This window comes from Limnothrix redekei LRLZ20PSL1 (assembly GCF_043235035.1).
Taxonomy (GTDB): domain Bacteria; phylum Cyanobacteriota; class Cyanobacteriia; order CACIAM-69d; family CACIAM-69d; genus CACIAM-69d.
On the sequence record NZ_JAZAQF010000012.1, the window covers coordinates 105,258 to 129,683 of the forward strand.

At 54.9% G+C, this 24,426-nt stretch carries 18 protein-coding genes; 3 read left to right on the forward strand and 15 right to left on the reverse strand.

The annotated features are described in order from the left end of the window. Positions 1-24: 24 nt before the first annotated feature. Both VPK24_RS02410 and VPK24_RS02415 read right to left on the reverse strand, forming a co-directional pair. Positions 25-1,116, reverse strand: a complete 1,092-nt coding sequence (locus VPK24_RS02410) for a hypothetical protein (RefSeq protein WP_393010387.1) — start codon at positions 1,114-1,116, stop codon at positions 25-27. Positions 1,117-1,850: 734 nt separating this feature from the next. Then, the gene (locus VPK24_RS02415) at positions 1,851-2,090 is read right to left on the reverse strand and encodes a hypothetical protein (protein ID WP_190355515.1); all 240 of its coding nucleotides are present in this window, start codon (positions 2,088-2,090) and stop codon (positions 1,851-1,853) included. Between the two features lie 992 nt (positions 2,091-3,082). Between VPK24_RS02415 and VPK24_RS02420 the strand changes: the two genes are divergently transcribed. Then, entirely contained in the window at positions 3,083-4,153 is a 1,071-nt protein-coding gene (locus VPK24_RS02420; protein ID WP_393010389.1) for a YdcF family protein, read from the forward strand. A 195-nt stretch (positions 4,154-4,348) separates the two neighbouring features. Here VPK24_RS02420 and VPK24_RS02425 read toward each other — a convergent pair whose 3' ends face one another. Further along, positions 4,349-4,981, reverse strand: a complete 633-nt coding sequence (locus VPK24_RS02425; protein WP_393010391.1) for a class I SAM-dependent methyltransferase — start codon at positions 4,979-4,981, stop codon at positions 4,349-4,351. Positions 4,982-5,226: 245 nt separating this feature from the next. On the opposite strand from VPK24_RS02425, the gene hemH reads away from it, so the two are divergent. Beyond that, entirely contained in the window at positions 5,227-6,390 is a 1,164-nt protein-coding gene (gene hemH / locus VPK24_RS02430; protein ID WP_393010393.1) for a ferrochelatase, read from the forward strand. 72 nt (positions 6,391-6,462) lie between these two features. Here hemH and VPK24_RS02435 read toward each other — a convergent pair whose 3' ends face one another. The 9 genes from VPK24_RS02435 to hoxE all read right to left on the reverse strand — a co-directional run bounded on the left by VPK24_RS02435 (position 6,463) and on the right by hoxE (position 17,779). Then, positions 6,463-7,515 carry a dihydroorotate dehydrogenase-like protein gene (locus VPK24_RS02435; RefSeq protein ID WP_393010395.1) on the reverse strand — a complete coding sequence of 351 codons (1,053 nt, stop codon included), beginning with the start codon at positions 7,513-7,515 and terminating at the stop codon, positions 6,463-6,465. A 125-nt stretch (positions 7,516-7,640) separates the two neighbouring features. Continuing rightward, positions 7,641-11,258 (reverse strand): pyruvate:ferredoxin (flavodoxin) oxidoreductase, encoded by a 3,618-nt coding sequence (gene nifJ, locus VPK24_RS02440; protein WP_393010397.1) that lies wholly within the window; start codon positions 11,256-11,258, stop codon positions 7,641-7,643. Between the two features lie 48 nt (positions 11,259-11,306). Then, entirely contained in the window at positions 11,307-11,891 is a 585-nt protein-coding gene (locus VPK24_RS02445) for a hydrogenase maturation protease (RefSeq protein ID WP_393010399.1), read from the reverse strand. Positions 11,892-12,060: 169 nt separating this feature from the next. Then, positions 12,061-13,500 carry a Ni/Fe hydrogenase subunit alpha gene (locus tag VPK24_RS02450; RefSeq protein ID WP_099535042.1) on the reverse strand — a complete coding sequence of 480 codons (1,440 nt, stop codon included), beginning with the start codon at positions 13,498-13,500 and terminating at the stop codon, positions 12,061-12,063. A gap of 107 nt (positions 13,501-13,607) precedes the next feature. Next, the gene (locus tag VPK24_RS02455) at positions 13,608-13,970 is read right to left on the reverse strand and encodes a hypothetical protein (RefSeq protein ID WP_393010401.1); all 363 of its coding nucleotides are present in this window, start codon (positions 13,968-13,970) and stop codon (positions 13,608-13,610) included. Positions 13,971-13,985: 15 nt separating this feature from the next. Next, positions 13,986-14,579, reverse strand: a complete 594-nt coding sequence (locus VPK24_RS02460) for an NADH-quinone oxidoreductase subunit B family protein (RefSeq protein ID WP_393010403.1) — start codon at positions 14,577-14,579, stop codon at positions 13,986-13,988. Beyond that, positions 14,567-15,283 (reverse strand): bidirectional hydrogenase complex protein HoxU, encoded by a 717-nt coding sequence (hoxU, locus tag VPK24_RS02465; RefSeq protein ID WP_393010405.1) that lies wholly within the window; start codon positions 15,281-15,283, stop codon positions 14,567-14,569. Before hoxU ends, VPK24_RS02460 begins: the two co-directional genes overlap by 13 nt. Positions 15,284-15,432: 149 nt before the next feature. Continuing rightward, a complete protein-coding gene (locus VPK24_RS02470) occupies positions 15,433-17,064 on the reverse strand; it encodes a NuoF family protein (RefSeq protein ID WP_099535038.1) in 1,632 nt (543 codons plus the stop codon). Between the two features lie 157 nt (positions 17,065-17,221). Then, positions 17,222-17,779 carry a bidirectional hydrogenase complex protein HoxE gene (hoxE, locus tag VPK24_RS02475; RefSeq protein ID WP_393010407.1) on the reverse strand — a complete coding sequence of 186 codons (558 nt, stop codon included), beginning with the start codon at positions 17,777-17,779 and terminating at the stop codon, positions 17,222-17,224. A gap of 966 nt (positions 17,780-18,745) precedes the next feature. On the opposite strand from hoxE, the gene VPK24_RS02480 reads away from it, so the two are divergent. Beyond that, the gene (locus VPK24_RS02480) at positions 18,746-18,994 is read left to right on the forward strand and encodes a hypothetical protein (protein ID WP_393010409.1); all 249 of its coding nucleotides are present in this window, start codon (positions 18,746-18,748) and stop codon (positions 18,992-18,994) included. Positions 18,995-19,161: 167 nt separating this feature from the next. On the opposite strand, the gene VPK24_RS02485 is transcribed toward VPK24_RS02480, so the two are convergent. The 3 genes from VPK24_RS02485 to VPK24_RS02495 form a co-directional block, all read right to left on the reverse strand. Then, a complete protein-coding gene (locus VPK24_RS02485; RefSeq protein ID WP_099535036.1) occupies positions 19,162-19,371 on the reverse strand; it encodes a hypothetical protein in 210 nt (69 codons plus the stop codon). Between the two features lie 78 nt (positions 19,372-19,449). After that, a complete protein-coding gene (locus VPK24_RS02490; RefSeq protein WP_393010411.1) occupies positions 19,450-22,542 on the reverse strand; it encodes an efflux RND transporter permease subunit in 3,093 nt (1,030 codons plus the stop codon). A gap of 178 nt (positions 22,543-22,720) precedes the next feature. Continuing rightward, positions 22,721-24,196: an efflux RND transporter periplasmic adaptor subunit gene (locus VPK24_RS02495; RefSeq protein ID WP_393010413.1), complete on the reverse strand. Its 1,476-nt coding sequence runs from the start codon at positions 24,194-24,196 to the stop codon at positions 22,721-22,723. Between the last annotated feature and the right edge of the window lie 230 nt (positions 24,197-24,426).

The following is a 24,426-nucleotide window of genomic DNA, read 5'->3' on the forward strand; positions in this document are numbered from 1 at the left end:
ATTACCCAAGGCCGATGCGATCGGCTAGGGAGCTTGCAAGCTGGCGATCGCCCGTTCCCAAGCACCAGTCACTTGCTGGATGGATTGGGGCAGTCGATCGCGCATCAGATCGGCATATTGCACCGAAACTCCCCGATCGGTCAGGGTCACCGTTTGGTAGTCTGCGGCTCCCGGTGTGGGCAAGTAACTGAGGCCCGAGAGATTGGACAACATGCTGTTATCCAGAGCCTGTTCCAATTCCGTTCGCTGATTGGCAGACAGTTGGCCCACCAACTCCGGCGCTTGATTGTTGATGCGCCGCAACAATCGCCCATCTTCCATCAAAGTCCAACGTTCCTGGCGACCGGCAATCCCGCCAGTGATGTGCATCTGGAATCGCTCTCCATTGCCGAGGGTGGGAAGGTCGCTGGTCATGGGAGCAATGGCGGTTGTGCCGTTGCTGGCGGCTTGGTTGTAGCGCACGAGGTTGGCCGCGCGATCAAGGTGAAACACAAAGGCCCGATCGCCCTGGTTCAAAATGGCTTGCCAGCCATCGATCGCAATCATGGTGCAGGCCGTGAGCGGCGCGTCATAAACCCCCATGCAGCCATTCCAGGTTCTGCGTTTCAGGGCTGTGACCGTGAGCGATCGGGGCGGCAACTTCAGCGATCGTTCCGCCTGTCGCAGCAACCGCTGTTCCACTTCTGGCGTGAGCGATCGGGAACCCACCGCCTGGCGAATGATCTGACCCGCTTGATCGGCGCGATAAAACCAACTGGGCGGCCCCCAGGATTGACGCTCGCTCACTTCAACGGCCCAGCCCGGGACTTGCATTTGGGCACAGAGTTCCGCTGGCCCACCCAACCCCAAGCAACTGTCGGCCCAAGTGACGCGGGTGGCTTCGCGAATGGTCAGGTTCCCAGGCGCTTGACCCAAATCCCTGGCCGCCACTGCCAAGATGCGCGATCGCACGGAGGGGGGCAACTGATGATGGGTGTTGCGCGTGGGGCTGGGGGTCGATCGGGGATTGGCCTGGGCGATCGACGGCTGCCCCAGTTCCCCAACAGCCCCCATTAACAGACCCAATCCCAAGGGCACAATCAAACCCAAACGCCAACGCAAAGAAACAGGAGACATAGACAAACTCGATCGGTCATGAGCTGTGAGAAATCAAAAAGCAGCGGTCTTGAAGCCTTCAATTGCTGTCTTCAATCACCGTTTTCGATTACTACTCATTCAGCATCGGCCAGACCTTGCTCAGGAAAAGTCACCATGAGCCGGTCTTTCGGATGTCACCTGCTAGGCGAGTTTTTTCCCAATAGTGCTTCCCATGGGTCGTCGCGTCAATCCAGCAACTGCAATTGATTGAAACTTGAACTGCTGTTTGCTGATTGGCTTCCCCGATCGGGCCAGTTAACCAACCTTAACAGGCCCTGCCCCTGGGAAACCCAGCCAGCCTTGAAAGCAAACAGCACAACCCAGAGGCCCAAAAATTCTAATATTCAGTTAAATCAATTTGATAAATTTGAAATTTAAAAATACAACCTTTACCCAGAAAGATTGGTACGCCATATCACAGAGTCCATGAAGCAATTATGAAGTGGGCAGTGCCCACCCTACTAACGCTTAGGATAAGGATCGTGATCGATGCAAGAGAGCTAAATAAATAAAACAAAATCGTAAAACAAGAAATTGACACAAGAGATCTAAGAGATAAAACAAAATCGTAAAACAAGAAATTGATGCAAGAGATCTAAGAGATAAAACAAAAAATAAAATAAAATAAAAACAAGGAGCATTAACCCCTTGTTTTCAAAATATTCATGCGTTGTCAGTGAAAAAGCTTTGGGGAAGCAAATTTCAGGCAGTCTTTATTCCTCGTCCCAAAGGGCCTGGGTATAGCCGAGCTTCGTCAAAGCCGCTTGCTGGCCAGCGCTCAAATCTTCCCAATATTCATCATCACTGGCTGGGGGATCCGTATCTTCTTCCCAGCTCGACTCATCCCATCCCAACTCACCCCAGAGGGACTGCTCTTCGCTGCTGAGATCAGACCAGCTCAAGTCTGCCCAAGTGCCGTTGGGGTCGCCGTCAACGTCGCGAATTCCAGACATATTTTTTCTCAGTGGAGAATGATTTGATCAAGAGTAATCACAAAGCATCAACAATTGGCGAGCAATCAGGTTGCAAATTGTGACTGATCGTAGGTTGACTTTAAATCAACCAAGATGAAGAATCCATCAAGCTGTTGTCACTCCATCAAAACTCAGAATAGCTCGTTGTTTTCATTCAGAAGATGGCCCAAAGATTTTGCTTCATGAATGATCCAATTCGCAGGATTCGTTTTTTGAAGAGTAAGCAACAATTCGATGGTTAGCTTAGATCATCCGCTTAATTGATCAGGAAATTAACCCAGCCGAATTTGGTATAACACCACGATTCGGCAGCGTCAAGAATAGGTTAAGCAGAGTCTTTTAAAGATTTATTGAATTCTAGAACAAATCGAAATTTAACCACCATGCAGCCCTAGGGGGTTCACAATTTAGCTCATAATCAGTGCATTAAGTTCATTGATTGCTAAGTTCGTTGATTAAATTGCTGCATTTGCTGCATGAGCTTGAGTACGAGAATGTAGTGCAGGAAGTCCGTACGGAAATCCAGTGTAGAAATTTCAGTGCAGAAATTTGGTGTAGAAATTTGGTGTAGCAAGTCAGGCTAAGCATGATTGGTGATGGTCGATCGAACCGTTCACCGGTTTGAAATGCTGAGCAACAGGCACGCAGGAGGAAGACAACAGCCCCAGGCAAAACGACGCAGACCCGGCCGCAGGCCCCAACCTGGGGTTGTTCCCGTCGTTGATCGGCTCACCAGGCGGCAACTGGACGGGGCCACGGGGCGATCGGGGCAATTCGTTGGATCCAGGAAATTGTTAAGGAATTTCTAAAGTCAGCAATGGGTGATGGGCGTTTACGGTCAGCAGTCGATCGCTCAAAAAGCGCTGGGGGTTAGGCTTCTGGTTTCAAAGCGGCAAAATTCCTCTACCATTGCCCTAAAACTTGCGGTTAAAACTAACCGGTAGGTCGATCGCCGACGTGGGTGATTTGGAATGTTTGAGACCCTGACCTTTATCTTAATTTGGCTGTTTATCGGCTGGCTGATCTGGTACTTCCTGTTTCAGGTCAAGTTCATCCCGGTGGCCTACTACACCGGTTTTGGCATTGTCACGATCGCGGCACTGCTGACGATCGCTTTTATGAACCCCGGTGGCCGCACCTCGGAATCGGTGGGCAGCCTTCTGTCCCTGCTTCTGACTCCTCTGGGTCTGTCGCTGTTGTTGCTCTCGCGCTGGGTGCTGCGCGAAGGGCCGGGCAAGTTCACGGCCAATGGGGTGGCGGCCTGGGCCTTTTCGGTGTTGCTGCTGTTTAGCACCCCGGCGATCGGGTTTTTGCTGGCGGGGCAACTGGAGCGCGAAGCTGTGTCCATGCAGGGTTATGGCGATCGCGGATCCGTTGAGGCGATCGTGCTGCTGGGGAATGGCACAACCCGTGTGGCGGGGATTGGCCAACAGCGCATTGAGCTAACCGAAAGCGGCGATCGAATTACATTGGCGGCGCAACTGTATCGCGCTGGCCGGGCCAATCGAATTATTGTGAGCGCGGGTTTCCGGCCGGAACTGAACGCTTACTGGCGACCCGTGAACAGCGACTGTCGCAACCCAGACGGCACGGCCACGCGCTGCCGGGCGGCGGAATCGTCTGATATCAGCGTGTTGTTACAGGAAATGGGCGTGCCGGCCAGCGCGATCGTGATTCCCCGCAGCGAAATTGCCCAGAAGCGGGAAGTGGTGAACGTGCGCAACAGTGCCCTGGATGTGCGCGATGAGTTTGGTTCCAACCCCCAGGGGGCCCGAATTGCCTTGGTCACCTCCGCGATCGAAATGCGGCGATCGACCCTGGCGTTTGAGTCCGTTGGTTTCCGGGTTGTGCCGCAACCGGCAGACTTTTACACCCTGCCCTACGATGCCCCGGACATCACCCCCATCCCCTGGCGCTATTTCTCCATTCCGGATCTGGTTCCCAACTCCGAAGGCCTCACCGTCAGCACCAAGGTGGTGACGGAATACCTGCAAAGCGTGTTCTACTTCCTGCGTGGTTGGATTTCACCGTTTAGGCTCTAATTTCCGGCTCTCATTTCAAGCTCCAATTTCAGGCTTTTAAACAAGCCGAAGAAAACAGCATCTCAAGGGCTTGATCGGCGATCGGGCTACCGTTTGGCGACCTAAACAAACCCATTGCTCATCAGTCCCCACGCTGGGCCAGCCGGTGTGGGGATTGATCATATGGGAATTAATCGCATGAGAAACTTGGGACGCTTAGCTCGTAGCACGCTTAGCCCGCAGCACTTGCACCGATCCACCCGCATAAAACGCTTGAGACACATCACAAAACCCGATCGACTCCAGCAAGCCCGGCACATCTGTTTGCACAAATTCCCAAGCCGTTTCCGTTTCAAACAGCCAGAAGAACGCGGCCACCCCTGGCCAAAACAGCGGGTTGGTGGGGGCATGGAAATCGGAAAACAGAAAACAGCCCCCCGGAACTAACACCCGATGGACTTCCTGAAAAATTTGGCGGAGCTGTTCAGCCTCCATTTCGTGCATGGCGGCGCTGCTGTGAACCACCTCAAAGCTACCGTCCGGAAAGGGCATGGCTTCCGCAAAGGCTTCCACATAGGTAGCTTGGGGCACGGCCGATCGGGCCCGGGCCAGGGCCTTGGGCGAAGCATCCAACCCGGTCACGCAGTTCGATCGCTCCACCAACAGCGCCGTTGTTTGCCCCCAGCCGCAACAGAGATCCAGCACCCGGGTTTCCGGTTGCCAATCGAAATCTTGTAACGCTAATTGACGAAAGCGCCCTTCACCGCCCACCGCCAGAGCCGCCACCCGCGAAATGTTGTCGTACAGCCACTGGTAGCGATAACTCAAATCCCGTAGAATCGTAGCCACAAAGCATCCTTAAAACATTATTGACAATAGCAATCGTCCGTCAGACGGCCCTTCATCAAATTAGGGTCAATGACTGAACGCCTTGAGGGTTCTGTGTTGCAGACAGTTGCGAAGTCCCTTGCCGGGTTCCCTTGCCGGGTTCAGATGATGGGGCGATCGCCCGTCTGCGCAAACCTCAAGATATTGTTAATATCAGTTAAGAATCTGAAAAGAAACACCAACAGCGGAACGGGAAGCAAAAGGTTATGGGTCGAGATGGGGTCTTATTGCTCAACCTAGGGGGGCCAGAAAAGCTGGAAGACGTGCGGCCCTTCCTGTTTAACCTATTTTCCGATCCCGAAATTATCCGGTTGCCCAGCCCAATTCTGCAAAAGCCCCTGGCCTGGTTGATTTCCACCCTACGAGCCTCCAAATCCCAAGAGGGCTACAAGCAAATTGGTGGCGGCTCGCCCCTGCGGCAAATCACTGAAGACCAGGCCCGCGCCCTGGAAGGAAAGCTGCGGGAACGGGGCCGCGATGCCAAGATCTACATCGGAATGCGCTATTGGTATCCCTTCACCGAAGAAGCGCTCGATCAAATCAAGCGGGATGGCGTAGATAACTTGGCAATTTTGCCGCTTTATCCGCAATTTTCAATCAGCACCAGCGGTTCCAGTTTCCGACTGATTGAGCGGCTGATGGAAAAGGATCAAACCCTGCAAAAGATCGACCATCGCGTGGTGCAGTCTTGGTACGATCGCCCCGGTTATCTCCGGGCCATGGCGGATTTGATTGCCACGGAACTCGATCGCTGTGAAGATCCCAACAGCGCCCACATCTTCTTCAGCGCCCACGGTGTGCCCGTCAGCTACGTGACCGAGGCGGGCGACCCCTACCAGCAAGAAATTGAAGACTGCGTAGCGCGGATTATTCGCACCCTGAATCGGCCCAACCAACATACCCTCGCCTATCAAAGCCGGGTGGGCCCGATCGAGTGGTTGCAGCCCTACACAGACGATGCGATCAAGGAACTGGCCGCCCAAGGGGTGAAAACCCTGGTGGTAGTGCCGATTAGTTTCGTGTCTGAGCACATCGAAACCCTTGAAGAAATTGACATGGAATATCGGGAAGTGGCCGAAGAAGCGGGAATTCATAATTTCCACCGCGTGCCCGCCCTGAACGTCCATCCGGGTTTCATTGAGGATTTGGCCAACCTGGCGATCGAAACCCTAGATGGCAAGGGCATGACCCTGGCCCAAACCTTGCACCCGCCCGACAAGGCCAAGATTTATCCCCAAGAGCGTTGGGAATGGGGACTGACCACGGCGGCGGAAGTGTGGAATGGTCGCTTGGCCATGCTGGGCTTCCTGGCACTGGCGTTGGAGTTGATCAGCGGCCGTGGGCCGCTGCACTTGGCTGGGTTGCTTTAGCAGGGCGATCGGCCCAAGACCCGGCGTACCTGGGGCGGGTGTGCCAATCCCCGTCCCCAGGCTTGTCCCGTCTCAGGAAGGCAAGAAGCCGCTGTGAATGGGTGGATCGAGAATCAACCCGTGGCCCGCATCCACCCGGAAAGATTGCAGCGTCTTCAGGTATTGGGCCCGTTCGTAGGCGCTGGGGTCAGGGCAATGGACTTGGCTCATCACCCCTCGCAATTCCTCAACGGAGTTATATTCCTGGGCCTCTAGCCAGGCCACCAGTTCTCGCTCCAGAACGCGCAAATGCTCCAGACCATGGCGCAACAGCACAGAGCAAACCTGGGTAATCTTGGCCCCAGCCATCAGCAATTTCACCACATCGGCCCCATGTTGCACCCCACCTGTGGCCGCCAGATCCGTCTCTAACCGGCCATAGAGCAGTGCAATCCAGCGCAGGGGCAACCGCAAATCATTGGCGGAGCTGAGATAGGGAACAGGGCGCACCTCCAGCTCGATCGGGTCGATGTCGGGCTGCATAAACCGATTGAACAGCACCAAGGCATCGGCTCCGGCTTCGTCAAAGCGCTGGGCCATGTTGGCCAGGCTGCTGAAGTAGGGGCTGATTTTGACCGCGATGGGAATGCTCACTTCGGCTTTGACGGCCCGCAGGGTAGTGAGGAACGATTGCTCAATATCCAGGCCGGAAATGTCCGGGTCGCTGGGGACAAAGTAAAGGTTTAGTTCGATCGCGTCGGCCCCGGCTTCCTGGATCGATCGGGCATATTCCACCCAACCCCCGGGGGAATAGCCATTGAGGCTGGCAATGATCGGAATGCTGAGGGCGGCTTTGGCGGTGCGAATGTGGTCGAGATAATGCTCGGGGCCAAGGCGGAAGGCTTCCGGCTCAGGAAAGTAGGTGAGGGCTTCGGGATAGCTGTCGCGCCCATGGCTGAGATGGTGGTGCAGCTCAAAGCTGTCTTGCACCAGTTGTTCTTCAAATAGGGAGGGCAAGACGATCGCCCCCGCTCCGGCATCTTCTAAGCGACGCAGGTGATCGAGGGAACTGGTGAGCGGAGCAGCGGCCGAAGGGACCAGGGGCGATCGAAGGGTGAGACCCAAATAGGTGGTGTGCAGATCCATAGATTAGGGCGCTAGGTGGGGACGCTAGGGGCGAAGAGAACTGGGACGGGGTGAGCCGATCGGGCGATCGGCCCATCCAAGGCTTCATTCAGGGGATTTCAGTCAGGGGATTTCAGGAACGGGGCCTAGGACACCGGCTTAGGTTCCGAGGAAGACGCAGCTTCCCCTGGCGGCGTTGGGCTGGGGCGATCGGCTGCTTGGGGCTGCCCGATCGACTGGGCCGCCAGGTATTGATAGAACCGCCAGCGGTGGTTAATGTCCGCCTGCGCCTGTTGGGCCAACTGTTGCGCGGCGGCCGGGTTGGTCTTGCTCAACATCTTGAAGCGGGTTTCCATGTCCATTGCCGCCGCCACAGGCATCTTCGGCGTGGGCGAATCCAAATGCAGCGGATTTTTGCCCTGGGCCACCAGATCCGGGTTATAGCGATAGAGGAACCAACGACCGCTATCCACCGCAGCTTTCTGGTGAGTCGTTCCCTTGCTCATGTCGATGCCATGGGCGATGCAGTGGCTATAGGCCAAAATCAGAGAGGGGCCATCGTAGGCTTCTGCCTCTAGAAAAGCCCGCAGGGTATGTTCATCACGGGCCCCCATGGCCACGCTGGCTACGTAGATGTTGCCGTAGGTCATGGCGATCGCCCCGAGATCTTTCTTGGCGGCGGGTTTACCGCCAGCGGCAAACTTGGCCACCGCGCCTCGGGGCGTTGATTTTGAAGCTTGCCCCCCCGTGTTGGAGTAAACTTCCGTATCCAAAACCAACACATTGACGTTTTGGCCGCTGGCCAGGACGTGATCTAAGCCGCCAAAGCCAATGTCATAGGCCCAACCGTCACCCCCCACAATCCAGACGGATTTCTTGACGAGGTAGTCTGCCACGGCCAGCAACCGCCGAGCATCGGGGTGATTGATCTCGGGGAGGCGCGTTTTCAGGCTGGCCACTCGATCGCGCTGTTCCCAAATTTCAGCTTCGGTGCGCTGTTCCGCCTGCAACAGGTCTTGAACCGTGCTGTCACCCAGTTCCCCGGCCAACCGCTTCAGTAGCTCGCCAGCGAAGGTGGCTTGCTGATTCACGGACAGCCGGAACCCAAGGCCAAATTCCGCGTTGTCCTCAAACAGGCTGTTCGCCCAGGCGGGGCCGCGGCCGTCGGCATTTTTAGTCCAAGGGGTGGTGGGTAGGTTGCCGCCATAGATCGAGGAGCAACCGGTGGCATTGGCAATCAATGCCCGATCGCCAAACAATTGGGACACCAACTTCAGGTAGGGCGTTTCGCCACAACCGGCACAGGCTCCTGAGAATTCAAAGAGCGGCTCTTGCCATTGCTGTTGACGCAGCCGATCGGGATGTAATTTGGCGCGATCGGGATTCGGCAGCCCCAAGAAAAAGTCCCAATTCGTCCGTTCTGCGTCGCGTACCTCATTGGGGTTCACCCAATTCAGCGCCTTGCGCGAGGGGCGCTTGCGATCCTTCGCGGGGCAAATTTCCACACAAAGACCGCAGCCGGTGCAGTCTTCCGGAGCCACTTGGATGGTGAATTTTTCGCCCTTGAAGTCTGGATCGCGCGTGTCGGCCACCCGGAACCCGGCCGGCGCATCTCCCAAAGCGGACGGATCGTAGGATTTGCCGCGAATGGTGGCATGGGGACAAATGGCGATGCACTTGCCACACTGCACACAAACCGCTGGATCCCATTCAGGCAGTTGCTGGGCAATGTTGCGTTTTTCCCATTGGGACGTGCCCGTGGGATAGGTGCCATCGCAGGGCAAGGCGCTCACCGGCAGTCGATCGCCCTCCCGAGCCATCATCGCCCCCTGCACATTGCGCACAAAATCCGGCGCGCGATCGGACACCATGGGCAACCGGTGCAAGGTGGATTGGGCCGATCGAATCGGCACCTCTTGCAAATTCGACAGGGTGTTATCTACCGCCCGCAGATTCATATTCACCACGGCGCTGCCCTTTTTGCCGTAGGTTTTTTGAATTGCCGCCCGAATTTGATTGAGGGCTTCTTCCTGGGGCAGCACCCCCGTCAAAGTGAAGAAACAAACCTGCATTGGAATATTAATGTGACCGCCCGTGCCACTCTCGCGAGCCACTTTATAGGCATCAATTGCCCAAAGTTTCAGTTGCTTCCGAATGATAATTTCTTGGGCTTCTAGCGGCAAATGATCCCAAAGTTCCTCCGCCGGATAGGCCGCGTTGATCAGCACCGTTGCTCCATCAAGGGCCTTGTCCAAAATTTCATAGCGTTCCAGGAACATCCACTGGTGACAGCCAATGAAATTCGCACCTTCAATTAGGTAAGGGGCCCGAATGGGGTCAGCCCCAAAGCGCAGGTGGGAAACGGTCATCGCCCCCGACTTCTTGGAGTCATAGACGAAATAGCCTTGGGCATATTGATCGGTGCTGTCGCCAATAATTTCGATCGTGTTTTTGTTGGCTCCCACGGTTCCATCGGCCCCCAAGCCATAGAAAATGGCCGCAAAGGTGCGATCGCCCGGCAAAGCAAAGTTGGGGTCAAAGTCCAGGGATGTGAAGCTCACATCATCCACAATTCCCACCGTAAATCCATTCTTAGGTTCCGGCGATTGCAGATTTTCAAACACCGCCTTCACCATAGCCGGTGTGAATTCTTTGGAAGACAATCCATAGCGCCCGCCGATCATGGTTTTGACCGCCTGGTGTTGCGCCGATTGTTGAACCGTTGCCACCACATCCAAATAAAGCGGTTCACCCAATGCGCCGGGTTCTTTGGTGCGATCAAGCACAGCAATTCGTTTGGTGCTGGTGGGTAATACGGTGAAGAAATCCGCCGCGCTCCAAGGACGATATAAACGAACTTTTAAAACTCCCCATTTCTGTCCCTGTTGATTCAGGGCTTGCACCGTTTCTTCAACGGTTTCGCAACCGGAACCCATCAGAATCACCACGGATTCCGCTTCCGGATCACCCACGTATTCAAAGGGCTGATAAACCCGTCCCGTCAGGTTGCCAAATTCCGCCATCACGGATTTCACAATTTCCGAACAGGCAAGATAAAACGGGTTGACGCTTTCCCGACCTTGGAAATAAACATCGGGATTTTGAGCCGTGCCACGCATCACCGGGCGATCGGGAGTGAGGGCGCGATCGCGGTGCTCCAAAATCGCCGCTTCGGGGATCATGGCTCGCAAATGATCTTCATCCACGGGAACAATTTTTTGAATTTCGTGGGAAGTCCGAAAGCCATCAAAAAAGTGCAGAAATGGCACTCGAGATTTCAAGGCCGCAATGTGGGAAATCGCAGCAAAATCATGGGCTTCTTGCACCGAAGCAGAACACAACAGCGCCCAACCCGTGCCCCGCGTGGCCATCACATCGCTGTGATCCCCAAAAATTGACAACCCTTGGGCCGCGAGCGATCGGGCAGCCACATGCAAGGTCGCACCGGTCAATTCTCCAGCGATTTTGTACATGTTGGGAATCATCAACAGCAACCCTTGGGAAGCCGTGAATGTTGTGGCCAAGGATCCCGCCTGGAGCGCCCCATGCAGCGTGCCCGCCGCTCCGGCTTCGCTCTGCATTTCCACCACGCTCGGCACAGATCCCCAAAGATTAGGCTTGTTTTGGGCTGCCCAAGCATCAGACCATTCCCCCATGGGCGAAGCGGGCGTAATGGGGTAAATAACAATTAGTTCACTGAGACTGTAGGCAATTTTGGCAACGGCTTCGTTACCATCGAGGGTCATTGTTTGGTGGCGTTTCATGGTCATCACTCCAGCAAAAAGCACAGAGAAAAACAGCGGGTAATTGATTTAGATTCGGACGGGTAATTTCAGCGACTCACTGGGCATATGAAGCGAGGGAAAATTAGTCGTCATGCCTTGTACCTCGTCAATCAGGGTTTGAATGACAACCAGCGCCCGCTGCATTCCTTGGATGGCAATTTCAGAAAATTCGCAGCCCAACTCAAAGGACACCGCAGGCACTGCAATTAACCAAGCTGGGGGCACGTGGCCGTAGAGCCATTTCGTCATGTGCAACAGACTTTCAGGTTGATAGAAATGGCCCAAAAGACTTGGAGTTTCTAGATTTTCAGCGGTGACCGCTGCGGAAACCGAGGTGGGGGGGCGAATTTCCAAATCCAGCGATCGCAGTTGGGTTTTGGGAGCAGACATTTTCAGGGCATTGCAGTCTAAGGCATCAACAAAAATTACCAAGCCAACTCCCGCGATCGTGTCAGCTAGCTCTGGAGTTAATTGATGGCAAATGAGGGTTTGAAGTTGTGAATTTTGCCATTGGGAAATGGCTTGGACGACCGCTGGCCCCACACCGTCGTCACTGCGGAGGGTATTGCCATAACCAATCACCAAGATCGGGGATGGAAGATGGGTAACCATAGGGCGATCGCACCTCAAAAACTAGCAAAATTCTGGTCAATGCCACTGAGCTGTTTCAACTGAATCCTTTGGTCATTGAGTTCAAGAGATTGATCACCCAGCGATCGAGAGTTGATCCTGTCCGGGAGTTGATGCCGTCAGTCAGAACTCAATTTTTTATTTGCAATTCCTAGGAAGACCGCTCCAGGGTCTGAATCAGTACCCGATCAGCATTGAACACATCTAGTTTCAGCGGCATTTGCCCCACCGCATGGGTTGAACAACTCAAGCAAGGATCAAAGGCTCGAATCCCCGCTTCAACCCGATTCAAAATTCCCTCTGGAATCGATCCATCGCTACTGCCTTCAACATAATGTTGAGCAATTTGTTTGATGGTGCGATTCATCGCCAAGTTATTTTGACCCGTGGCAATGATCAGATTCACCGATTGAATTAAGCCGTTTTCATCCACTTGGTAATGGTGAAACAACGTGCCCCGAGGTGCTTCGCTCACACCAACACCATTCAGTTCATTAATGCCGGCTTCCGCCCGCACTCGAGGCGACTGCACATCAGGATCATTCACTAACTGTTCGATCGCCTCAACACAGGCCAAAATTTCAATCAATCGAGCGTAGTGATAGAAAAACGAAGAAGTGGCCACTCGCCCACCGGCCCGCTGTCTAAATCGCTCCAGGGCCCGATCGGCTTCTGGCGTGCCAATGAAGTCACAAATATTCAACCGAGCCAGGGGCCCCACGCGATACACACCATCGGGATAGCCCAAGGGTTTGTAGTAGGGAAACTTCAGATAAGACCAGGGTTCAACGGCTTCGCCAATGAAGGATTGATAGTCATCTTCCGAAAGGCGATCGGCGACAATTTGCCCTTCACTGTCAATGATGCGCAGATGACCGCCGTAATGCTCCCAACGTCCATCATCACCCACCAAGCTCATGAAGAGCGATGGAAATTTACCAAACACATCGACTTCCACCGGATGGGCATCAAGCCACGATTCAAATAGTTCGATCGCACTTAAAATCGTGGCTCGTGATTCCGGCAATCGGTCTTGAATCCAAGCCTTTCCTTCATCGGACAAGGGATAGCGAACCCCGCCAGGAACCGGCCAAGCCGCATGGATTTTGCGCGCTCCCAACAGCTCAATCACCGTTTGGCCAAACTGCCGCAACCGAATCCCCGCCCGCGCTAAGTCCGGATTCGCTGCCATTAATCCAAAAACATTGCGTTGGCCTGGGTCACTGTCCCAACCCAACAGAAAATCTGGACTGCTGAGATGGAAAAAGCTGAGGGCATGGGATTGCAAAATTTGCCCCAGGTTCATCATCCGCCGCAACTTTTCACCCGCGATCGGGACACGTACGGCCAAAATTTTGTCGCCGGTCTTTGCAGAGGCCAACAAGTGGCTCACGGGGCAAATGCCACAGATGCGGGAGGTAATTCCCGCCATTTCCCACATGGGTCGTCCTTCACAGAATTTTTCAAATCCGCGAAATTCAACCACATGAAAGTGGGCATCTTCAACTTTTCCCGCATCATCCAAAAACAGGGAGATTTTGGCATGACCTTCAATGCGGGTGACCGGATCAATAACCAGTTTAGAACTCATAATGCTCGCATGATTTCAGAGGATTACCGCAGTCCAATTTGCCCATTTTCCATGGCTAATTTCTGTCAACGCTAGCCCTACTTCACTGGGGTTCACTGGGGTTGCGCTTAAGTTAAGCCAGGAAAGCTGGTGACAAACTGAATTTTGAGGTCAGGAAATGCCGTCACAAATTTGATTTTGAAGTCGGGGAAAGCATTGACAAATTGCCATTCACCACACCGATCGGGAAATGCGTTGACAATTTGCACTTTCAAATCGGGGAATGCTTCAACAACCTGCACCGTAAAATCAGGAAAGGATTCAACAATTTGCACCTTGCCAAATAGGGGGCGCTCTTTGTATTGACAGGTGCTGGGGGAATTTGCCCTAGCCCCTAAGCTCCAGAGGGATAAGATCAGCCCGATCGCCCCGATCAAGAGTCCCCTCGACAGCCAAAGTCGCCATGGTTGCCGCCGTCGATCACCTGCCATTGCTGCCCCCTGTTCCTAACCGAATTTCAGCTGGGCTGCTTGGGCTTCGCCGGTAAAAAGTGACTCCAGGGCGCTTTGAATTTGAGCAGCCGAGGGCGGACAACCGGGCAAAAACACATCCACAGGAACCACTTGGTGAACGGGCAAGGCCTGTTTAATCAAGGGCGGCACAATGCCCGGCTCTCGAGGATATTGCGGCGATAAATCCGCCAATTCCAGATAGCAACGATCGAGAATTTCTTCAACGGTGGCGCTCGGATTACGCATGGCTGTTACATTGCCATTCACCGCACAATCGCCAAAGGAAATTAACAACTTGCTGCGCGATCGCACCTTTTGGATAAATTCCAAGTTTTCTTCATTGGCAACGGCTCCTTCTGCCAGGCAAATATCCACCTGATCGGGAAAAATCTTGGCATCACTCCCCACGGGGCTAAACACTACCTCCGCATATTTCGCCAGCTCAAACAGCCATTCATCTAAGTCCAAAAAGGACATGTGGCAACCGGAACAGCCCCCTAACCAAACGGTTGCAAAGCGCAATTTGGGGCGATCGGCTCCTTCCGTGGCCACCGCAGCCCCTTGAGCGGGATTGGTTAGCGTGTCCATTGGTGTTCCTCCCTGGCGGATTGCAAAAATTGCAGGCGATCGCGATCGCGCGTCATTTCCGCAACCGTTGATCCTTTCTTAAACAAAGCACCCGTGGGGCAAGCATCCACGCATTTGCCACAGGATGTGCAAGCCTCCACATCACCCCAGGGCTGATCCAAACCGGCAATTAATTTGACCCGTTCGCCCCGGAACGCAATATCCCAAACCCTGGCTCCTTCAATTTCGTCGCAAACTCGAATGCAGCGGGTGCAGTAGATGCAACGGTTGCGATCGAGTCCGAATTTTTCATGGGAAACATCCACATCCCGCTTGGGAAATTGGTAGGCAAAATGGCTATGATCCATTCCCACCGTGGTGGCCATATCCTGCAATTCACAGTGATTATTGGCCACACAAACGGAACAAACGTGGTTGCCTTCTGCAAAGAGCAATTCCACCAAGGTTCGGCGGTAGGACTGCAACGTGGGCGTGTTAGTTTGCACCGCCATGCCCTCGGCCACTTGGGTCACACAGGCGGGCAATAGTTTGTTAATTCCCGCCACTTCCACCACACAAAGACGACAGCCTCCCACATCCGAAACCCCTTCCAAATGGCACAGGGTGGGAATGGCAATGCCGGCCGATCGCGCCGCCTGCAAAATACTGGCTTTTGCTTCAGCGGCGATCGCCACCCCATCAATTGTCAGCGTTACGACAGCCATACGTTAAATCCCTTCAGTCCCGTGAAATTGCTTGCTTCAATCAGCAAAAGAAGATCAGCAAAAGATCAGTAATTAGGTTCAACCATTGGGTTCAATCATTAGGTTCAACCATTGGGTTTAATGATTAGGTTCAACCTGATGCATTTCCCTCAAGAAACCGTCGCCGGAATTCGCCAGCGATCGGGCTGCAACAGAGCTTGATATTCCTCCGGGAAATAGCGCAACGTGCTCACGATCGGATTCGGAGCCGACATGCCCAACCCGCAAAGGCTGGTGTGGCGCACCACCTGACAAAGGCTTTCCATTTGCGCCAGATCAAAGGCCGTGCCCCGACCTTCCACCAGCTTGGTCAGCAAATCATGGAGTTGTACCGTGCCCGTCCGGCAAGGCACACAGCGCCCACAAGACTCACTGCGGCAAAATTCCATATAGAACCGCGCCACCTCCACCATGCTGGTTTTGTCATCCATCACCACCATGCCGCCGGATCCCATCATTGACCCCAATGCCGCCAAGGACTCGTAATCCACAGGCGTGTCCAGATAGCTGCTAGGGATGCAGCCGCCTGAGGGGCCGCCCGTCTGGACTGCTTTCACCTGCCCTTCGGAAACACCGCCGCCCATTTCTTCCACGATCGTTCGCAGGCTAATGCCCATCGGCACTTCAATTAGGCCGGTGTTGCAAACCTTGCCGGTCAAGGAAAAGATTTTGGTGCCCTTGCTGGTTTCCGTGCCAATGCCCGCAAACCAATCCGCGCCCTTGCGAATGATCGGGGCAATGTTGGCGAAGGTTTCCACGTTGTTGATCAGGGTGGGCGCTTGCCAGAGGCCCGAAATGGCCGGGTAGGGCGGCCGGGGGCGGGGAGTGCCGCGCTTGCCTTCCACGGAAGCAATCAGGGCCGTTTCTTCGCCACAAACAAAGGCCCCAGCCCCCACCCGAATATCCACCTTGAAATCAAAACCCGAGCCAAAAATTTGGCTCCCTAAAAATCCCTTTTGCTTGGCCTGTTGAATGGCCTTTTGCAGGCGATGAATCGCGAGGGGATATTCCGCTCGCACATAGATAAATCCTTGGTCAGCTCCCACGGCATAGCCCGCGATCGCCATGCCTTCTAGGATCCGGTGGGGATCGCTCTCCAGAACGCTGCGATCCATGAATGCGCCCGGATCCCCTTCATCTCCATTACAGATCACATACTTTTGACCGGGGGGCATTTTGGCCACCGTGGCCCACTTCAACCCTGTGGGATAGCCCGCACCACCTCGGCCCCGCAGGCCCGATTTCGAAATTTCTTGAACGACCGCTTCTGGGGTGAGTTCAAACAGGGCATGGTGGAGGGCTTGATAAGCACCAAGGGCGATCGATTCTTCAATGCGCTCCGGGTCAACTTTGCCGCTGTGGTTCCGCACAATTAGCAACTGCTTCGCAAAAAATGGGTGTTGCGAATTGCCCTGTAGGGCATCGGTTTGGCCCCCTTGAATGGTGTCAATAATTGAGGGGGCCTGTTCTGGGGTCACCTTTTCGTAATGGGTGGTTGTTACCTGGGGATCGGTGGAGTCCAATTCCACCATCGGCCCCTGACCACAAAACCCCATGCAACCCACGCCAACTACTTCCACGCGATCGGCTAGTTGGCAATCCTGAACCCGTTTTTCAAGGGCTTTTTTAACTTCGAGCGATCGAGCCGCTTGGCAGCCCGTGGAAGTGCAGCAATGTACACGAATGGGCTTTTTCGCCTGGGCACATTGTTCCGCGAGATCGAGCAGTTCATGACCATCCATGGATTCGGACTCCTCAGGCAGCTTGGTCAGCAGATTGGGGGCAAATGGGGCGGCAAACGGGGCGGCAAATTAACGGGTAATGCACGTCACTTTGGGCGGGTAATTCATGTCGAGTCATGGGCAGGCCGCAAGCAATCACGAATCGCAACCCCACGGTTCATGCATCACCACGCCACTGATCAATGCGGGCGATCGCCTGTTCTGTGGTCACCTGCGCCGCCACTTGCCCGTCAAACACCACCGCTGGCGCAATGCCGCAGGCTCCAATGCAACGGGCCGTCACCAGCGAAACTTTGCCGTCGCTGGTGGTGGCTCCCGACTGAATACCGGTGTGTTTTTCCAAAGCATTCAGCACATCGCCGCTCCCCTTGACATAGCAAGCGGTTCCCAAACAAACCACGCAGGTATGTTCACCGCTGGGCTTGAGGGAAAAGAGGTGATAAAACGTGGCGACACCCAACACATGGCTCGCAGGTAATTGGAGCGATCGAGCCACATGCAACAGCGTTTTTTCCTCTAAATAACCAAAAATTTCTTGGGCCCGATGCAGAACTTCAATCAAGGCATCTTGGCGATATTGTTGGCGTTTTATCACCAAATCCAACGCCTTGAACCGTTTATCAACCGCCGAGGAATCAGTTGCCTTTGCAGTTTTAGAACCCTTCGATCCAGAAGCCTTTGATCCAGCCGACCCAGCCGATCCAGATTGACTCATTGGGGCATTCGCAGAGACAGCACCAGAGGGTTGACTGACCGGCTGATCTTGATCAGGCTTAGTTGCAATAGCCATAGTTCCACTCACTTTCATGACTCTCAACCAATGTTGTGCCGTTGTGCCAAGGCAGCACAAAGCAACCCCTTACAACGCTGCCATGGCAACAACCTTGCAGCGATCAAGCGGGTGATTGGTTATCTCAAATGTTCAAAAAACTGGATCAGGCGAGCTTCCTTTGGCAAAGACTGAACCTCAGAAGCGTTGAGCTGATTCGGATCGATTCAGGACAGCCAATTCAAAGGAATAAATTCAGGGCAGCCAATTCAAAACAGCCAACTTCATTGGGCGCGGTTGAATTTGATTAGGCTAGCTTGATGCGGCTAATGGGTTGGTCAAGGCAAAGGAAAGCAATCAGGTCGTGAGCTGGTAGCGCTAGATTCGTCGCAGAACCCACGAAAGGGTTAGCCAAAAGCACCAATCCTTCGGGAAATTCATGCCAAAAGAGAAGGGAAAATAATGACACGATCACCATTCCGTGATCTCCATCCGCGATCGCCCGTGGGGGTCGAGCATGGGTGGCCACAGCAGGGGCAAGATCGAATCACAAATCTAGCCTAGCGTCAGTTCCTAGATGAATTGAGGGAGCGATCGGTTTTCTTAAGGAATGCAGAGCAAAATAGTGCGATTTTTGTAAAGTTTGTAAATACTTGCTTGGGTGGTGAAAGTCTAAACAAATTTTCTTGGGTTGTTTAGCGGCCGATTTTTCCCAAATCAGCAAAAATTTCCGATGAAAAGTGTCGATTGCTGCATTTTTGAAGAAGCCATTAAAACAACAAAAAGCGATCAAAAATTACTTAATTTCTTGCATCGATCGATTCTTAATCGGTTTCTTCCCATTTTGATTGTGGCTTCGTGGGGCAACCAGCACACCCTCCGGCTAATTACCGGCTAATTGAGAAATCATCCATGAAACTGAGCAACCAGCCGATTGGACTCGATCGAGATCTGAAGTTTAACCCAAGTTTAAATCATGGTTTCTTAACCTATCTTGACGAAATATCTGAACGGAATTCGCCAGAGAATTCGCCAGCAAGTCACATCATTCCCATCAAGGCGAATGGAAACCTCACTCAACCAAAATATTCTAGTTTAATGGAGCTTTTGATCTCAGTTCAGCCACCTCATGCAGTTACCCAATTTGGTCGATCGATTTAGCTACAGGATTGGGCTATTGGTGAAATTGCTTTGGAAGTTTGATAGGAAGTTTGATAGGAAGTTTGATAGGAAGTTTGATAGGAAATTTAATAACAAGAGGCAGGCATGGGCAACCTAGTTGACACACCTGCCATCCACAGGTCACTGAAAATCGCGCAGCTAAAGACTTAACCCGAGTGGCTGCAAACATCCGCTAGGAGAAAACCCATCTCACACTCATAGCAAGCGGGTTGGTTGTCGGCGGCAGGCCGCACCGCATGGGCACAGGAGAGATGACCATTCTGCCAACGCGGGTTACCCGTGCGATCGGCCCACAGGCAACCTTGGCAAACATCTTTAGGGGTCAACAAGCCACTGTTCAGGAGCATGACCAACATCAGGACACCCCCAGACTTAGATTCGCCGGTTCTGCTCTGATTGTATGCCGTTCTTAGGGGGCGTTCCTGTGGCGAAGATTACGACTCCAGAACTTTGCGAACGGTCGATCGACGGCGGCGACGCGGCTCAATCCCCACCAATTGCTTGAACCAATGCTGGATGTTGTCCACATAGGTAAACAGCACAGGCACCACCAGCAGTGTCAGCAGGGTTGAAGTGGTGAATCCGCCAATCACGGCCACGGCCATGGGGCTGCGCTCTTCGGCTCCGGCTCCCAAACCCAAGGCCAGGGGAAGCAGCCCCACCACCGTTGACACGGAGGTCATCAAAATGGGGCGCAGGCGGGCCACGCCGGATTCAATGACGGCTTTCGATTGGGGGAGTCCGTGGCGTTCTGCTTCGAGGGCAAAGTCCACCAGCAGAATCGCGTTCTTGGTGACCAGCCCCATCAGTAGCACAATCCCGATCAGGGCGAAGAGGCCCAGTTCCTTTTGCATCACCAACAGGCCCAGGAAAGTGCCTCCCGTGGCCAACGGCAGGGCCGCCAGAATTCCGATCGGGTAAAGGAAACTGTTATAGAGCAGCACCAACACCCCGTAGATCGAGAGCACCCCCAACCCCAACGCAGACAAAAACCGGCTGAAAATATCGCGCATGATTTTGGCATCGCCGGCCGGTTCTTCTTCAATGCCGGGAGGCAAGGGGTTCATGGCCGGCAGGGCGCGAATTTGTTCCAGGGCCGTGCCCAGGGAGATGCCTTGCAGGTTGGCATCTAGGGTGACTTGGCGCGATCGGTTGTAGCGATTAATTTGAGCGGGCCCGCTGATGAGCTGAATATCCGCCACGCTGGTGAGGGGAATCATGGCTCCGTTGCGACCGGGAACCCGCAGATTTTCGAGGGTTTCGATGTTACTGCGGAATTGAGGGGCAATTTTTACCCAAATTGGGATTTGCCGATCGCTCAGGTTGAACTTAGCCAAGCTCGATTCGTTATCCCCGATCGTGGCCAGGGTGGCGGTGCGGGAAATGGCCTGAACCGAAACGCCCAAGTCCGTTGCCCGTTGCACATCGGGAATGATGGCCACTTCTGGCTTCACCAGGCTGGCGCTGGAGGTGACTTCCACCAAACCGGACAGGCCGCGCATTTGTCGCTCCAAGTCAGCGGCGGTTTTGGTCAGCAGTTCCGGGTTTTCGCTCTTGAGCACAATCCGCAGATCTTTGCTGGTGCCCCCTCGGCTTTGCAAGCTTTGGAAGGTGACCCGGGCCCCGGCGATCGACTTGAACTGTTCCCGCATCTGTTGCTCAAACTGCCGCTGGGTAACGCTGCGTTGGTCTTCGGGTTTCAGGTTCACATACCCCGTGGCCAGGTTGTTTTGGCGAGCGGCAAACAACACCCGATCGACCGCTGGATTTGCCTTCAGCAGGCCGTAGGTACGGCTCATGACTTCCACGGTTTCTTCGAGGGGCGTGCCCGGTGGCAGTTCAATTTCCACGGTGCTGAGGCCCGTATCACCACTGCTAAACAGGCCTTTGGGAATGAAGGGCACTAACTGCAAACTGGCAATGAAAAAGGCGACCGCGATCATCAAGGTGGCGACCCGATGCCGCAGGGCCCAAACCAGCACCCGGCGATAGGGGCCCGGTTGGCTTTCGGTCGATTGCGCCTCTGCCACCAGTTCCAGATTGGCCTTGGGTTTCAGCAGGTAGGCGCTCATCATGGGGGTGACGGTGCAGGCAACGGTGGTGGAAAAGACCGTGGACACGGCCACCGTGACCCCAAAGGGCTGGAAAAATTGCCCCGGAATGCCGCCCATGAAGGCCACCGGCAAGAACACACCGATCAGGGTTCCGGCGGTGGCCAGCAGGGAAAAGCCCAATTCCGACGATGCATCCAAGGCCGCCTGTCGGGGCGATTTGCCCATGTTCAAGTGCCGATCGACATCCTCCACCACGCACACCGCGTCATCGATCAAGTTCCCGATCGCCAGGGCCAAGGCCAGCAGGGTCATGCTGTTGAGCGTGTAGCCCAGCATTTGCATCACCGCAAAGGTTGGGATGATCGACAACGGCAGGGCCGCCCCCGCAATCAGCGTGTAGCGAACATTGCGTAGAAAGATTCCCACCACGATCGTGGTGAGGATGCAGGAAGAAATTAGCTCCTCAACGGTCGATCGATAGGTCATCCGAATCGGATCCGCGTCGCTAAAAATCAAATCAAATTTGAGATTAGGCAAGCGCTTTTGCAGTTCCGCCACCGCTTTGGTGACGCTTTCTTCCACGGTCACCAGGGTGCTGCCGGTGCTGCGGAGCACGGAAAAGGCCACGGCCGGTTCCCCGTTCAAAAAGGCCGCTTCCTTGGGTTCCGTGAAACTGTCGCTGACACGGCCCAGGCTCGCGAGGGGAATCGTGCCGCCATTGGGCAGGGTAACTCGGTAGTTTTGCAGTTGGCTGAGGGTGCGGGCGCTGCCCAAGGTACGAATCGTTTGCTGGCTGCCGCCCACATCCACCTGGCCGCCGGGGAAGTTGGCATTGAGCGATCGCACCTGGTCATTCACCTGGGTGGCCGTAATCCCATAGGCCGACAGTCGCCCCGGATCCAAATCAATCCGAATTGCCCGACTCACGCCCCCTAATCGCTCCACCTGGGCCACACCGGACACGGACAGCAATTCCCGGGCAATGGTGCGATCGACCAAATCGCTCAATTCTTCAACGGATTTTCCCTCACCCGACAAGGCGTAGGTCATGATCGCCCCGCCGCTGAATTCCACCCGATCGACCAACGGCTCATCCACCGAAGCGGGCAGGCTCGATCGAATCTGGGAGATGGCATTGCGCACATCATTGGTGGCCTGGTTGGCATCGGTTCCCAGCACAAAGTTGACCAGCGTGAACGATCGCCCATCGGTCACCGTGGAGATCATCTGGTCAATGTTGCCCAAGGCGGCGATCGCGTCCTCCACCTTTTTGGTCACCTCGGTTTCCAGCTCCACGGGCCCCGCGCCGGGTTGAATCACCGTGACGGATACCGCCGGTACATCGATATTTGGGCTTTGGTCGATGCCCAAATTCAAAAAGGAGGCAACCCCCAAGATGGCCGCCACCAAGCAGGCCAAAATCGTGGGGATCGGTTTCCGAATCGAACCAGCGGACAGGTTGAAGTTACTCATCGGTCAAAAATCCGTTCGTCCGAAGTGACGGCATTAGGCATCTGGAAATATCGATACAACGGGCATTTGATCGACAGGTACTTTGATCAATGGGCACTTTGGTCAACAGGTACTTGATCAACAGGTACTTGATCAACAGGCGTTTGAGCCATTAATCGGCGGGCATTAATCGGGGCATTTAATTGGGCATCACACGCACCCGATCGCCATCTTTCAGGTAGGGCCCACCCTTGACCACTACTCCTTGGCCCGCTTGCAAGCCGCTGCGCACTTCCACCCGCCCATCGGGGAGCACCTTGCCCACTTCAACGCGCTGGGCACTAACCGTGTTATCGGGGTTCAAGCGATAGGCGATCGCCGTGCCATCCGGCTGTGGCAACACCGCTTTGGCCGGAATTGCCAAGCCGCGACCCATAGAAACCCCCACGGCGGCCCGCAAAAACATCCCCGTGCGCAGTCCCGGCGAGGGTTGCAGTTCCACCTTGACCGTGGCCAGGCGGGATTGGGGGTCGATCGTGGGGTCAATTTCGCGCACCCGACCATTAATCACCTGCCGGGTGGCATCCACGATCGCCTGCACCGGTTGCCCCGGCTGAATACCCCGTAGTTGGGTTTCCGGAACTTTCAAATACAGTTCCAGCTTGCCCACCGCTGCAATTTGGAAGAGCGGCGTATTGGCCGTCACATTGCCCACGGTGGTTTCCCGCTTCACAATCACCCCCGGCGCGGGAGCCAACACTCGCGAATTTTTGAGCTGCTCCATGATTTGGCGCACCCGGCCACGCGCCTGCAAAAAGCGGGCTTCTGCTTGGGTAATGTCTTCTCGGCGGTTACCGGTGGCTAACTGGCGGTAACGCTGCTGGGTTTCCGCAAAGCGGGCTTGGGCCTGTTCAAGGGCCGCCTCGTCGCCCCGGGCCCGGGTAATCACTTCATCCAGGCGATCGCGCGAGATTGCCCCCTCATTGGCCAAGGACTGGTTGCGATCGACTCGCAACTTTGAAAGGGCCAGGTCAGCTCTGGCGCGATCGACCCCCGCCGCAGCCTGGCGGGCCGCCTCGCGGGCCTGGGCAATTTCCTCAGGCCGGAACCCACTGCGCAACTTTGCCAGGGCCGCTTCCTCTTCCAAGGCCTGGGCGCGGGCTTGACCCAACTGGGTGCGCAACAAGGAATCATCCACGATGGCCAGGGTTTGCCCCTGTTGCACCACTTGCCCCTCATCGGCCAAAATTTGCAGCACCTTTAGCCCAGTACCCGGCGGTTGCACGGGCACTAGCTCACGGGCCTCGATCGTGCCGCTGGCTTCGATCGTCCGGCTCACTTGGGCCGATTCCACGGTGGCAATGGTAACCGGCTGTTCGCTGCCGGTCGCGGTGGGCGCGGTGGCCGTCGCGGGTTGTTGGGCCACGGCGGGTTGTGCCTGGGGATTGCGGCCCCCCAGGGCAAAGCTCACCCCCAAACTGACCAACACCCCCACCCCCAAGCCCACCAACAACCCTCGGGGGCCGCTCAGCCAAGCAGTTCCCGGGAGCCACAGGTCATCTCCAGGGTCAAGGGCTTCGTCATCCAGATCAAGGATCTCGTCATCGATCGGGGTCGGTGGCATGGGTGCGGGTGAAGCGTCCGTTGTGGTGCGATCGGGCAAGTCGAGGGCCATGGTTTAACCCCAGGCGGGTGGCAAGTGAGAGGCAACTGGCGGTGATGGCGCTGGGCGGTCGGTCTGTTCGCCCAACGTCACAGGGTCAATTCCATCGGGTCAATTCCACAGGGTAAGGAATTCAGACCTGAATCGTGATCCCTGGAAGCTAAAGAAACATGAAATTTTTTTGCATCCTCTTTAAAGATTACCCCAACCATGCCCTGAGCTTGGGATCGATTGGCAGTTCC

Coding starts and splice junctions, on each gene's coding strand:
- VPK24_RS02410 (WP_393010387.1), bottom strand. CDS start 1,116: ATGTCTCCTGTTTCTTTGCGTTGGCGTTTGGGTTTGATTGTGCCCTTG.
- VPK24_RS02415 (WP_190355515.1), bottom strand. CDS start 2,090: ATGTCTGGAATTCGCGACGTTGACGGCGACCCCAACGGCACTTGGGCA.
- VPK24_RS02420 (WP_393010389.1), top strand. CDS start 3,083: ATGTTTGAGACCCTGACCTTTATCTTAATTTGGCTGTTTATCGGCTGG.
- hemH (WP_393010393.1), top strand. CDS start 5,227: ATGGGTCGAGATGGGGTCTTATTGCTCAACCTAGGGGGGCCAGAAAAG.
- VPK24_RS02435 (WP_393010395.1), bottom strand. CDS start 7,515: ATGGATCTGCACACCACCTATTTGGGTCTCACCCTTCGATCGCCCCTG.
- nifJ (WP_393010397.1), bottom strand. CDS start 11,258: ATGAAACGCCACCAAACAATGACCCTCGATGGTAACGAAGCCGTTGCC.
- VPK24_RS02445 (WP_393010399.1), bottom strand. CDS start 11,891: ATGGTTACCCATCTTCCATCCCCGATCTTGGTGATTGGTTATGGCAAT.
- VPK24_RS02450 (WP_099535042.1), bottom strand. CDS start 13,500: ATGAGTTCTAAACTGGTTATTGATCCGGTCACCCGCATTGAAGGTCAT.
- VPK24_RS02455 (WP_393010401.1), bottom strand. CDS start 13,970: ATGGCAGGTGATCGACGGCGGCAACCATGGCGACTTTGGCTGTCGAGG.
- VPK24_RS02460 (WP_393010403.1), bottom strand. CDS start 14,579: ATGGACACGCTAACCAATCCCGCTCAAGGGGCTGCGGTGGCCACGGAA.
- hoxU (WP_393010405.1), bottom strand. CDS start 15,283: ATGGCTGTCGTAACGCTGACAATTGATGGGGTGGCGATCGCCGCTGAA.
- VPK24_RS02470 (WP_099535038.1), bottom strand. CDS start 17,064: ATGGATGGTCATGAACTGCTCGATCTCGCGGAACAATGTGCCCAGGCG.
- hoxE (WP_393010407.1), bottom strand. CDS start 17,779: ATGAGTCAATCTGGATCGGCTGGGTCGGCTGGATCAAAGGCTTCTGGA.
- VPK24_RS02480 (WP_393010409.1), top strand. CDS start 18,746: ATGAAACTGAGCAACCAGCCGATTGGACTCGATCGAGATCTGAAGTTT.
- VPK24_RS02485 (WP_099535036.1), bottom strand. CDS start 19,371: ATGTTGGTCATGCTCCTGAACAGTGGCTTGTTGACCCCTAAAGATGTT.
- VPK24_RS02490 (WP_393010411.1), bottom strand. CDS start 22,542: ATGAGTAACTTCAACCTGTCCGCTGGTTCGATTCGGAAACCGATCCCC.
- VPK24_RS02495 (WP_393010413.1), bottom strand. CDS start 24,196: ATGGCCCTCGACTTGCCCGATCGCACCACAACGGACGCTTCACCCGCA.